This window comes from Amycolatopsis rifamycinica (assembly GCF_000695625.1).
Taxonomy (GTDB): Bacteria; Actinomycetota; Actinomycetes; order Mycobacteriales; family Pseudonocardiaceae; genus Amycolatopsis; species Amycolatopsis rifamycinica.
Map to the genome: position 1 here is coordinate 12,456 of NZ_JMQI01000077.1, position 11,265 is coordinate 23,720.

11 protein-coding genes and 1 pseudogene are annotated in these 11,265 nt (G+C 72.9%); 6 read left to right on the forward strand and 6 right to left on the reverse strand.

The window, feature by feature from the left end:
* Positions 1–74: 74 nt before the first annotated feature.
* The gene (locus DV20_RS37235; RefSeq protein ID WP_043788118.1) at positions 75–1,274 is read left to right on the forward strand and encodes an ROK family transcriptional regulator; all 1,200 of its coding nucleotides are present in this window, start codon (positions 75–77) and stop codon (positions 1,272–1,274) included.
* Here the strand turns inward: DV20_RS37235 and DV20_RS37240 are convergent.
* Entirely contained in the window at positions 1,271–1,732 is a 462-nt protein-coding gene (locus DV20_RS37240) for a pyridoxamine 5'-phosphate oxidase family protein (RefSeq protein ID WP_043788119.1), read from the reverse strand. The two genes, DV20_RS37235 and DV20_RS37240, sit on opposite strands and share 4 nt — an antisense overlap.
* Between DV20_RS37240 and DV20_RS37245 the strand changes: the two genes are divergently transcribed.
* Entirely contained in the window at positions 1,731–2,207 is a 477-nt protein-coding gene (locus tag DV20_RS37245) for a MarR family winged helix-turn-helix transcriptional regulator (protein WP_043788120.1), read from the forward strand. The genes DV20_RS37240 and DV20_RS37245 overlap by 2 nt on opposite strands.
* A gap of 54 nt (positions 2,208–2,261) precedes the next feature.
* Here DV20_RS37245 and DV20_RS37250 read toward each other — a convergent pair whose 3' ends face one another.
* On the reverse strand, positions 2,262–2,762 hold the full coding sequence (locus DV20_RS37250; RefSeq protein WP_043788121.1) for a PaaI family thioesterase: 501 nt from the start codon (positions 2,760–2,762) through the stop codon (positions 2,262–2,264).
* 123 nt (positions 2,763–2,885) lie between these two features.
* On the opposite strand from DV20_RS37250, the pseudogene DV20_RS37255 reads away from it, so the two are divergent.
* The 3 genes and pseudogenes from DV20_RS37255 to DV20_RS37265 form a co-directional block, all read left to right on the forward strand.
* A pseudogene (locus DV20_RS37255) lies at positions 2,886–3,218 on the forward strand (ArsR/SmtB family transcription factor); the annotation flags it as partial.
* Positions 3,219–3,323: 105 nt separating this feature from the next.
* A complete protein-coding gene (locus DV20_RS37260) occupies positions 3,324–4,055 on the forward strand; it encodes an HAD family hydrolase (RefSeq protein WP_043788122.1) in 732 nt (243 codons plus the stop codon).
* A complete protein-coding gene (locus DV20_RS37265) occupies positions 4,052–6,451 on the forward strand; it encodes a glycoside hydrolase family 65 protein (RefSeq protein ID WP_043788123.1) in 2,400 nt (799 codons plus the stop codon). The genes DV20_RS37260 and DV20_RS37265 overlap by 4 nt, the downstream gene beginning before the upstream one ends.
* Here the strand turns inward: DV20_RS37265 and DV20_RS37270 are convergent.
* Entirely contained in the window at positions 6,432–6,617 is a 186-nt protein-coding gene (locus DV20_RS37270; protein WP_043788124.1) for a hypothetical protein, read from the reverse strand. The genes DV20_RS37265 and DV20_RS37270 overlap by 20 nt on opposite strands.
* 41 nt (positions 6,618–6,658) lie before the next feature.
* On the reverse strand, positions 6,659–7,597 hold the full coding sequence (locus DV20_RS37275) for a Ppx/GppA phosphatase family protein (RefSeq protein ID WP_235191110.1): 939 nt from the start codon (positions 7,595–7,597) through the stop codon (positions 6,659–6,661).
* Positions 7,598–7,834: 237 nt separating this feature from the next.
* Here DV20_RS37275 and DV20_RS37280 point away from each other — a divergent pair, with 237 nt between their 5' ends.
* Positions 7,835–8,446, forward strand: coding sequence for a class F sortase (locus DV20_RS37280; protein WP_051736292.1), 612 nt, complete (start codon positions 7,835–7,837; stop codon positions 8,444–8,446).
* A gap of 394 nt (positions 8,447–8,840) precedes the next feature.
* Here the strand turns inward: DV20_RS37280 and DV20_RS37285 are convergent, their stop codons facing one another.
* Together DV20_RS37285 and fahA are read right to left on the reverse strand one after the other, a co-directional pair.
* Positions 8,841–9,881 (reverse strand): LLM class F420-dependent oxidoreductase, encoded by a 1,041-nt coding sequence (locus DV20_RS37285; protein WP_043788127.1) that lies wholly within the window; start codon positions 9,879–9,881, stop codon positions 8,841–8,843.
* Positions 9,882–9,963: 82 nt separating this feature from the next.
* A complete protein-coding gene (gene fahA, locus DV20_RS37290) occupies positions 9,964–11,175 on the reverse strand; it encodes a fumarylacetoacetase (RefSeq protein WP_043788128.1) in 1,212 nt (403 codons plus the stop codon).
* Positions 11,176–11,265: the final 90 nt, after the last annotated feature.

Below are 11,265 nucleotides of genomic sequence, written 5' to 3' on the forward strand. Positions count from 1 at the left end.
GGGTATTCCGGCGGCATCCGGGCCGGGGCGGCTAGCGTGGCAGGCACAACGAGAACGACAGGAGGCGGGCACGGGTGGCCGGCGTAGAAATCCCCACGGTCGGTACCCCCGCCGGGATGCGCAAGATCAACCAGCGGGCGGTGCTCGACCTGCTGCGCCGCGGCGGGCCGGCGACCCGGCCGCAGGTGGCGAAGGACACCGGGCTGTCGAAGCCGACGGTCAGCCAGGCGCTGCTCGCGCTGGAGGCCGCCGGCCTGGCGCGGCCGACCGGGCAGACCTCGACCGGCACCGGGCGCTCGGCCGTGCTGTACGAGGCCGACCCGACCGCGGGGTACGTGCTGGGCGTCGACATCGGCCGCGAGCACCTGCGGGTCGCGGTGTCGGACCTCGGCCGCACGCTGGTGGCGCGCCGCGACGAGCGCAACACGGCGCGCTCGGGCGCGGCGCTGGTCACGGCGGTCGGGAAGATCGCGGCCGCGGCGGTCGCGGAGGCCGGTCTTTCGAGCGGCGACATCGTTGTCCGCGTGGTCGGCTCCCCCGGCGTCGCCGATCCGGAGAAGCGGTGCTTCCGGCACGCGCCGAACCTGCCCGGCTGGGGCCGCCCGGGGCTGATCGACGACCTCGAAGCCGCGCTGGGCCCGGACCTGATGGTGGAGAACGACGCCAACCTCACCGCCGTCGGCGAGTGGGAGAGCGGCGCCGCGCGCGGCGCGTCGGTGTTCGGCTGCATCACGATCGGCACCGGCGTCGGCATGGGCCTGATGGTCGACGGCCGGGTGTTCCGCGGCGCCACCGGCGCGGCGGGCGAGATCGGCTACCTCCCGTACGGCCGCACCCGCGCGGCCGACGAGCCCGCCACCCCGCCGGCGCGCGGCCACCTCGAAGAGGCGACGGCGGCCCAGTCGGTCGTCCAGGGCGCTCGGGAACTCGGCCTGGGCACGGCGAAGTCGGCCCGCGAGGTCTTCCGCCTGGCCCGTGAAGGCGACGACTTGGCCCGGCGTGCGGTGGAAACGGAAGCCGACCGGCTCGCGTACACGGTCGCTTCGGTGGCGGCGGTGATCGACCCCGAACTGATCGTGCTGGGCGGCGGCATGGGCACGGCCGCGGACCTGCTGCTGGAGCCGATCGACCGGGCGTTGCGCGCGTTCACGCCGCTGGTGCCCAAGGTGGTGCAGGGCGAACTGGGCGAGGACGCGGTGCTGACCGGGGCGATCAGCGTCGGGCTGCGGGCGGCCGAAGGCCTGGTCTTCGACCGCCGCGTGGGCGCCGCCTAAGCCGCGCGCCAGGCTTCGCCGCCGGTCGAGAGCCGCCAGGGCGTCAAGCGCAGCACGGTGATCTTCGGGTCGCGGTGGTCCTCGCCGCCGAGGATCTTGGGGTCGTAGCCCAGCGGCTCCGGCGTCGACGCGAAGAGGTCCCACAGATATCTGCGGGTTTCTTCGTCGTCCTCGAACTCCGCCCGGCACTCCGCCACCGCCACCTCGTGCTGCGGGTCCCAGTACGAGCACGACACGTACGGCGTCGCCGCCAGGTGGGCGAGCTTCACCGGCGTCGGCCGGGTGAAGAGCCGGCCGACCAGGCCGTCCGGGGTGTGCTCCCAGATCGGGTGGACGACCCGGGAACGCGGCCTGCCCCGCCGGTCGACCGTCGCCAGCGTGCACCAGACGATCCGGTGCGCCACGCGCACGAACGCCGCGGCCAGTTCGGCCGGCACTCTGCCAGACTCCACAACCATGGTTGTGGATCCTAGCAGGCTCGACCTCTCCCTGACCGCCCTCTTCGCGGGCTGGGCGATGACCGACGAAGTCCAGCGGCGGCTCGCCGATAGGGGTTTCGGTGACCTGCGCTTCACCGACGGCGTGGTGATCCAGCACGTCCTGGCCGCCCCGCTGTCCATCACCGCGCTGGCCGAACGCATGGGCGTGACGCAGCAGGCGGCGTCGAAGGCGGTCGCGGACCTCGAAGGCCGCGGCCTGCTGCGCCGCGAAGCCGACCCGTCCGACGGGCGCACGAAACTGCTGCACCTGACCGGGCACGCGCGGGCCGCGGTCGAAGCGACGCGGGCGCTGCGGCAAGAACTCCAGGAGGAACTGGTCGCGGAGTACGGCGCGGAACGGGTCGAGGACGCGCGCGTCCTGCTGGCGTCGGTCATCGGCCGGTTCGGCGGCGGCGAGGCGATCCGCGCGAGGCGCGTCCGGCCGCCGCGCTGATCACCTGAGCGGACGAAGTACCCGATCGGCCGCACCGCCGGTTCCCGTCGGCGCTCAGCGCGTGATGACGCAGGTTCCCGACGCCGTGGCCAGCAGTTTCCCCTCGGCGTCGCGGACCTCCCCCTCCGCGAAGGCGATCCGGGAGCCTTCCTTCACCACGCGGCCCGTCGCGCGGATTTCACCGCGGCCCGCGTGGATCGCCCGGAGGTAGCTCACCTTCAGCTCCACCGACGCGTAGCCGACACCCGCGGGGAGCGTCGTGTGCACCGCGCAGCCGACGACCGAATCCAGCATCGTGGCCGCCACGCCGCCGTGGACCATGCCGATCGGGTTGTACAGCGACTCGTCCGGCTCGATGACCGCGACGACCTCGCCCGGTTCGACGCTTTCCCAGCGCATGCCGAAGTGCGCGGCGATCGGCGCGCCCGGGAGGCGGCCCTCGGCGATCGCGCGCATGTACTCCAGGCCGGACATCGCGGCGCCCAGCCGAGCCGTCTCCAGCGGGTCCTGCCACGTGATGGTCTTCGAACGGACCGGGGCTTCGACGTCGGTCATGCGGGCTCCTCGATTATGACAGCTGTCTTAATGCCAGCCTCGCTCGCCCAACGGCGAGCGTCAAGCGCGGCGTGACCCAGGCCACCGGTGGTCCGCCCGGACCGCGGGTGGAATCATCCGGGGGTGGACACCGACCGCAAGCTGATCGACCCGGAACGCGTCGCGGCGGCGGTCGACGGGCTGGGCGACCGCGCCGTCATCGACGAATGGGCCCGGCGCTTCTCCGTGGTCGCCGACCCCTCCCGGCTCGCACTGCTGGTCTGCATCCACTACGGCCGCGAGATCAGCGTCACCGACCTCGCCGCGGCGACCGGCATGACCGACACTGCGGTGTCGCAGGCCCTGCGGCTGCTGCGGGCGCACGGGCTGGTCACGCCGCAACGCACCGGCCGGGTGGTGCGGTACCGCCTGGCGGACGCGACGGTCCACGAACTCATCCACCGCGTGCGGCCCCACCCCGAACAAACTGTGACAACCGGGGCTCCGCCCCGAGCCGGGGGCTCCGCCACCCGGACCCCCGAACAAACTGTGGCCGACGCCGAAGACCGGTAGCGTGCGGGCATGACGGGATTGCCCGAGACCATCACCGCCTGCCTGTTCGACCTCGACGGAGTCCTGACCGGCACGGCGATCCTCCACCGCGAGGCCTGGAAGCGGACGTTCGACGAATTCCTCCGCGCCCGCGACGGCGCCGGGTTCGCGGAGTTCACCGACCACGACTACGCGGCCTTTGTGGACGGCCGCCCGCGCGCCGACGGTGTGCGGGAGTTCCTGCGCTCACGGGGGATCGTGCTGCCCGAAGGCGAACCGGACGACCCGGTCGACGCCCCGACCGTCAACGGCGTGGGCAACCGCAAGAACGAACTGGTCCTCAAGATCATCGACGAACGCGGCGTCAACCCGTACCCGGGTTCGGTGCGCTACCTCGAAGCGGCCAAGGCCGCCGGGCTGCGGATCGCCGTCGTGACGTCGTCGGCCAACGGCGCCAAGGTGCTCGACGGCGCCGACCTCAGCAAATACGTCGAGGCGCGCATCGACGGCATCGTGATCCGCGAACGGCACCTGCGCGGCAAGCCGGCGCCGGACTCGTTCCTGGCCGGCGCCGAGGCACTCGGCGTCGAGCCCGCGCACGCGGCCGTCTTCGAGGACGCCCAGTCCGGCGTCCAGGCCGGCAAGGCCGGCGGCTTCGGGTACGTCGTGGGCGTCAACCGCGCCGACCAGGCCGACGCGCTCAAGGCCCACGGCGCCGACATCGTCGTCGACGACCTCGCCGACCTCCTGGAGGACCGATGACCGAGGCGCACGGCTACGAGTGCTCGCCGTGGGCCCTGCGGTGGCGCGGCATGGATGTCGACGCCCTGCAGCGCACCGAATCGGCGTTCGCGGTGTCCAACGGCCACATCGGGCTGCGCGGCACCCTCGAGGAAGCCGAGCCGCGCGGGCTGCCCGGCACCTACCTCAACGGGTTCTACGAGCAGCACGAACTCCCCTACGCCGAGGCCGGCTACGGCTACCCCGAAGAGGGCCAGACCGTCGTCAACGTGACCGACGGCAAGATCATCCGGCTGCTCGTCGAGGACGAACCGCTCGACATGCGCTACGGCGCGGCCACCGCGCACGACCGCGTGCTGGACTTCCGCAAGGGCACGCTGAGCCGGACCACGGAGTGGTCGTCGCCGACCGGGCGGCGGGTCCGCGTGCGCACCGAGCGGCTGGTGTCCTTCACCCAGCGCGCGATCGCCGCGGTCCGCTACGAGGTCGAGCCGCTCGACGAGGACCTGCAGCTGGTCGTCCAGTCCGACCTGCTGGCCAACGAGCCGATCGAGTCCGACACCAGCGACCCGCGGGTGGCCGCGGCGCTGAACGCCCCGCTGGTGAGCGAGTTCCACCGCGCGTCGGAGTACAACGCCGTGCTGGTGCACCGGACCCGCCGGTCGGGGCTGCGGATGGCCGCGGCGATGGACCACAAGATCGAGGTGGACGACGGGATCCGCGCCCGCATCCACGCCGAGGAGGACCTCGCCCGGCTGACCGTCGCGGTCGACGTGCCGAAGGGCGGGCGGCTGCGGATCACCAAGTTCCTCGCCTACGGCTGGTCCGCGCAGCGCTCGGTGCCGGCACTGCGCTCGCAGGTCGAGGCGGCGCTGGCCGGCGCCCGCCAGACGGGCTGGAAGGGCCTGCTCACCGAGCAGCGCGAGTTCCTGGACGACTACTGGGCCACCTCGGACATCGAGATCGAGGGCGACCCCGAACTGCAGCAGGCCGTCCGCTTCGCCCTGTTCCACATCCTCCAGGCCGGGGCCCGCGGCGAAAGCCGCGCCATCGCCGGCAAGGGGCTGACCGGGCCCGGCTACGACGGGCACGCCTTCTGGGACACCGAGTCCTTCGTCCTGCCGGTGCTCACCTACACCGTCCCGGACGCGGCGCGCGACGCCCTGCGCTGGCGGCACTCCACAATGGACAAAGCGCGGGAACGCGCGCACCAGCTGGGGTTGCGCGGTGCCGCCTTCCCGTGGCGGTCGATCAACGGCGCCGAGTGCTCGGCGTACTGGCCGGCGGGCACGGCGGCGTTCCACGTCAGCGCGGACATCGCCGACGCCGTCGTGCGCTACCTCAACGCGACCGGCGACGAGGAGTTCGAGCGCGACTACGGCACCGAGCTGCTGCTGGAAACCGCGCGGCTGTGGGCTTCGCTGGGCCACCACGACCGGCACGGCGCGTTCCGCATCGACGGCGTCACCGGACCGGACGAGTACTCGGCGGTGGCGGACAACAACGTCTACACGAACCTGATGGCGCGGCGGAACCTGCAGGCGGCGGCGGAGTCGTGCGAGCGGCACCCGGACGTGGCGGCGCGGTTCGGCGTCGACACGGTCGAGCTGGACTCCTGGCGCGCGGCCGCGGCGGCGATGTTCCTGCCCTACGACCGGGAACTCGGCGTGCACCCGCAGTCGGAAGGCTTCCTCGAGCACGACGAGTGGGACTACGAGGGCACCGACCCGGCGCAGTACCCGCTGCTGCTGCACTTCCCGTACTTCGACCTCTACCGCAAGCAGGTCGTCAAGCAGGCGGACCTGGTGCTGGCGCTGCACCTGTGCGGCGATTCGTTCAGCCAGGAGGAAAAAGCCCGCAACTTCGCCTACTACGAAGCACGGACCGTGCGCGACTCTTCGCTGTCGGCGGGAACGCAGGCGGTCATCGCGGCGGAGGTGGGTCACCTCGAGCTGGCCTACGACTACCTCGCCGAAGCGGCCCTGACCGACCTGCACGACGTGCACAACAACGTCCGCAACGGCCTGCACATGGCGTCGCTGGCCGGCGCGTGGCAGGGCGCCGTCGCCGGCTTCGGCGGCCTGCGCGACCACGGCGGGACCCTGGCCTTCGCGCCGCGGCTGCCGCCGCAGCTGGGGCGGATCACCTTCCGCCTGATGTTCCGCGGCACCCGGTTCCAGGTCGAGATCGATCCGGACCAGGCCACCTACCACGTGGTCGCCGGGGAGCCACTGGAAGTGCTGCACCACGGCGAGCGCATCACGATCACCGCGGAGCCGCAGCGCTACGCCGTCCCGAAGATCGACGCGGGCGAGCCGCCGAAGCAGCCGCCGGGCCGCGCCCCGATGCGGCGGGACTCGGAATCGGTGCGTCAGTACGCGGAGCCGTCCAACCCGATCACCGAGGAAGGTCGCTAGCGGCGTCGCGTCCGGGTGGGGCCGGGACTTCCTCGGTCCCGCCCGGGCTCACGTCCGGGTCCGGAGCCGTCGGCACGTCGTGCGTCAGCTTGCCGGGGGTCGGGAGCTTCGGGAGCTCTTCGTCTTCGTCGTCGCGGCCGTGGAGGCGCTGCTGCTGCTCGCTCATGCTTTCCGGGATACCCGGTTTTCCCGGCGTCGGCCAGGGGATCAGGCCGCGCGCTTGCCCGCCGCCCGCGCCTTGTCCTGCAGGGTGAGCAGCAGGCCGTCGCGGGTCGACCACGGGCAGATCGTCACCTTGCCCCCGGCGACCGTCAGCAGGGCCTCCGCGACGATCGCGCCGGCCAGGGCCTGGTGGGCGCGGCTGCGGGAGATGCCCGGCAGTTCCGCCCGCTTCGACGGCGGCAGCGCGGCCAGCCGCGGGATCCACGCGCGGAGGTCGTCGAGCCGCAGTTCCTTGCACTTGCCGGGGCGGGCACCGGCCAGCCGGGCGAGCTGCTGCAGCACTTTCGAGCAGCCGACGACCCGCGGGTCTTCGACGTCGGCGGCGCCCAGCGTGGTGGTCACGACGTCGAGGGCGTGCGCGCGCAGCGCCTTGACCTGCTTGTTCGACACGCGCTCGGACGGCAGCCAGTCCCGCGTCATCGAGCGCGCGCCCAGCGGCAGAGAGCGCGCGAAGGTGGCTTTTTTGCCGGAGCCGGCGGCCAGTTCGACCGTGCCGCCGCCGATGTCGAGCACGAGCATCGGCCCGGGCTCGTTCTCGTACCAGCGCCGGGCGGCCACGTAGGTCAGTTCGGCCTCGCACCGGCCGGAGAGGAACCGCAGTTCGACACCGGTTTCCCCGGCGACGTGCCGGACGACGTCGGCCGCGTTGGCCGCGTCCCGGATCGAGGACGTCGCGAGCGGGTAGACGTCGCTGACGCCGTGGCGGTACGCGGTGGTCATGCCGGCCGCGACGGCGGCCGTGACGGCCTCGATGCCGCGGTCGGAGAGGCGGCCGTGGACGTCGAGCTCGCGGTCCAGGCGCAGCCGCGTCTGGTGGTTGACCAGCGGTTCGCGCGGCGAGCCCGACACCGGCACCACGACCAGCCGGGCGCTGAACGAACCGACGTCCAGCACCGCCACCGCGGGCTCTTTTCCGTTTCGCACTGCTCGGCGCACCTCACTTCCGCTGGTGAATATCCCCAGTCCGACGGTTTGAAACCAGCAATGATGTCGGATCTCACCGGCCGGTGCCGGACATTTCCGCGAATGAGGCCCTCCGGAGGTGCGGTCCTGCCGCGAAGGTCACAGTGAGATAACCCGATCGAGTGAACCGACGTGGCACTGGACACGATTCGGTAACGCCAGCTCGCCCGCCGCGACTAACCGGACATCGGAACCGGCGTGGAGCAGGGAAAAGACCGTCAACGGCCCGAGCGGCGAGCCGAGCTCGTGCGGCCGGCCGCCGTCGTGCTCGCGGTCGTGGCCGGGCTCGGCTGCGTCCTGCTCGGCGTCACGTCGGTGCTCGCACCGGCGCCCGCCATCTCCCCGGCGGCGGATCGGCCGGGAACCGCCGGAGCCCCGCCGCCGGTGGCACTGGTGATCCCGGAGCTGGGTGTGACGCAGACCCACCTGGTCGCCCTCGGTCACATCGACGGCCGCCGCGAGCAGCCCGGCACGGCGCAGGGCGTGGGCTGGTTCGCCGACGGTCCGGCACCGGGCGCCCCCGGCGTGGCGGTGCTGTCGGCGCACTCGGGCTTCGGCTACGCACCCGGCGCCTTCGCGCGCTTGGGCAGGCTGAAGCCGGGAGCGACGATCACGGTCCGCGACGCGACGGGCCGCGAGTCCCGGTTCACGGTCCGCAGGACGGCGGTGTTCCCGCCGAACGAGCCGGACAGCACGCTGGTGGCGCCGGAGGGACCGGGCCCGGAGCTGAGGTTGATCACGAGCGACGGAACGTACGACGGAGCGGGCCTGGCCGCGACGCGGGTGGCGGTCTACGCCGGCCCGGCCTGACACGCGGCGGCCCAAGGTCGCGGATAAGTCGCTCGCGACCTTGGGGCCTCTACGGCGAGGTGAGGCGGCCCGGCCTGACACGCGGCGGCCCAAGGTCGCGGATAAGTCGCTCGCGACCTTGGGGCGTCTGCGGCGAGGTGGGGCGGGCCGGCCTGACACGCGGCGGCCCGAGGTCGCGGATAAGTCGCTCGCGACCTTGGGGCGTCTGTGGCGGGGCGGCCGGCCTGCCCCGCGGCGGCCCGAGGTCGCGGACCAGTCACTCGCGGCCTTGGGGCGTCTGCGGCGGAGTGGGGCGGGCCGGCGGCTCGGATCGCGGGCGCGATACCGCCGCCGCACGAGCCGCAGTCCCGGCAGCGGGCGGGGTTGCGGGCCCGGCGGCGGGCGGCCCGGCGGGTCAGCCGATCAGCTCGCGGAGCTGCGACACCGCCGCCACCCGAGCCTCGCGGCCCGGCTGCAGCGGGTTCACCACCAGCGTCGTCGCGCCCGCCTCGGCGAAGGCCGCCACGCGCTCCTTCACGTACCCCGCCGGGCCGACCAGGGAGATCGCGCGCAGCAGCTCGACCGGGACCGCCGCGGCCGCTTCCTCCTTCTTGCCGTCCAGGTACAGGTCCTGGATCTGCTTCGCCTCGGCCTCGTAGCCGTAGCGGCAGGCCAGGTCGTTGTAGAAGTTCTTGCCGCGCGCGCCCATTCCGCCGACGTACAGCGCCAGCACCGGGCGCACGTAGTCGAGCAGCGGCTCGACGTCGTCGCCGATGGCCAGGGGCACCGTCACGAACGTGTCCAGCTCGCCCAGTGCCGCGTCGCGCTTGGCCTTGCCCTCGGCCAGGGACGCGCCCCAGACGTCGGCCGCCTTTTCCGGGTGGAAGAAGATCGGCTGCCAGCCCTCGGCGATCTCGGCCGTCAGTGCCACGTTCTTCGGGCCGATCGAGGCCAGCAGCACCGGGATCCGCTCGCGGACCGGGTGGTTGATCAGCTTGAGCGGCTTGCCGAGCCCGGTGCCCTGCTCGGGCGGCAGCGGGATCGTGTAGTGCTTGCCCTCGTGCACCACGCGCTCGCGGCGCCACACCTGGCGGCACACCTCCACGATTTCGCGGGTGCGGCCCAGCGGCGCGTCGTACTTCACGCCGTGGAACCCCTCGATGACCTGCGGGCCGGACGCCCCGAGCCCGAGGATGAAGCGCCCGTCGGAGACGAAGTCGAGGCCGGCCGCGGTCATCGCGGTCAGCGTCGGCGTGCGGGTGTAGATCTGGAAGATGCCGGAGGCCAGCTGGACGCGCTCGGTCCTCGCGGCCAGGTAGCCGAGCTGGCTGACCGCGTCGAACGAGTACGCCTCCGGCACGAAGACGACGTCGAGGCCGGCCTTCTCCAGTTCGACGACGTCGGCGACGCTTTCGGCGAAGCCGCCGGAGTAGCTGATCGCGGTCCCGATCTTCATGGACGTCCTTCCGTGAGCAAGCGCTTAGTCGCAGGTCATTATGCGCGCTGCCGGGCGTCGTCCGGTGTGGGCACCGCCACTTTCAGCCCGCCACCACCGTCCCCCGCACCTCGCCGAAGCCGATCCGCGTGCCGTCCGGGCCGGGCGCGGTCGCGCTGATCACCACCTCGTCGCCGTCCTCGAGGAACGTCCTCGTCACGCCGCCGGGCAGCTCCAGGGGCTCCTGGCCGCCCCAGGACAGCTCCAGGAACGAGCCGCGCTGGTCACGCTCCGGGCCGGTCACCGTGCCGGAGGCGAACAGGTCGCCCGTGCGCAGGCTCGCGCCGTTGACCGTCATGTGCGCGAGCTGCTGCGGGGCGGTCCAGTACTGGGTCGCGAACGGCGGGCTCGACACGAGGTGGCCGTTGAGCCGGATCTCCAGCGCCAGGTCCAGCCCCCATTTTCCGGTGGTCCGCAGGTACTCGAACGGCTCCGGGTCCTGCCGCGGGCCGTCGACGCGCGCGTGGTCGAGCGCGGCCAGCGGGACGATCCACGGCGACACCGACGTCGCGAACGACTTGCCGAGGAACGGGCCCAGCGGCTGGTACTCCCAGGCCTGGATGTCGCGCGCCGACCAGTCGTTGACGAGGCAGACGCCGAACACGTGGTCGGCGAAGTCCGCTGTGGACACCGGAGTGCCCACAGTGGACGGAGTGCCGACGACGAACCCGACCTCCGCCTCGATGTCCAGCCGCTGCGACGGGCCGAAGGACGGCGCATCGGCGTTGCGCGGCTTGCGCTGCCCGTGCGGCCGGACGACCGGCGTCCCCGACGCGACGACGGTGCCGGCCCGGCCGTGGTAGCCGATCGGCAGGTGCTTCCAGTTGGGCGGCAGCTCGGTCGCGTCCGGGCGGAAGATCCGGCCGGCGTTGAGGGCGTGCTGCTCGCTGGAGTAGAAGTCGACGTAGTCGGAGACCTCGAACGCGAGGTGGGTGGTCACCTCGGCCAGGGGCACCAGGTGCGGCCGCAGCTGATCGGCGTAGCGGGTTTCGGTCAGCCACTCGGTGACGCTTTCGCGCACTTCGCGCCAGGTGGCGGCCCCGGCGGCGAGCAGCGGGTTGAGCACACCGGCGGTGAGCAGCGGCGCGAACGGGGCGGCGGTCCCGGCGGCCGCGGCGGTCAGGTCGAGCACCTGATCGCCGACGGGCACGCCGACCCGCCGTTCGGGCGCCCCACCGACGGAGAAGACGCCGTAGGGCAGGTTGTGCAGGCCGAACGGGGTGTCATCGGCAAGCTCGAGCCAGGTCACGTTCACTCCTCGTCCCGGGCGGCCCACGCCGCCGAGTCATCGGCCACGACGGCCGCGGCCCGCCGGTGGCGGGCCGCGGGGATCGGGTCGGCCGCC

What these genes read in the sequence shown, in the direction of transcription:
- DV20_RS37245 (WP_043788120.1), top strand. Translation starts at nt 1,731, where the DNA reads ATGGTTGTGGATCCTAGCAGGCTCGACCTCTCCCTGACCGCCCTCTTC.
- DV20_RS37240 (WP_043788119.1), bottom strand. Translation starts at nt 1,732, where the DNA reads ATGGTTGTGGAGTCTGGCAGAGTGCCGGCCGAACTGGCCGCGGCGTTC.
- DV20_RS37250 (WP_043788121.1), bottom strand. Translation starts at nt 2,762, where the DNA reads ATGACCGACGTCGAAGCCCCGGTCCGTTCGAAGACCATCACGTGGCAG.
- DV20_RS37260 (WP_043788122.1), top strand. Translation starts at nt 3,324, where the DNA reads ATGACGGGATTGCCCGAGACCATCACCGCCTGCCTGTTCGACCTCGAC.
- DV20_RS37265 (WP_043788123.1), top strand. Translation starts at nt 4,052, where the DNA reads ATGACCGAGGCGCACGGCTACGAGTGCTCGCCGTGGGCCCTGCGGTGG.
- DV20_RS37270 (WP_043788124.1), bottom strand. Translation starts at nt 6,617, where the DNA reads ATGAGCGAGCAGCAGCAGCGCCTCCACGGCCGCGACGACGAAGACGAA.
- DV20_RS37285 (WP_043788127.1), bottom strand. Translation starts at nt 9,881, where the DNA reads ATGAAGATCGGGACCGCGATCAGCTACTCCGGCGGCTTCGCCGAAAGC.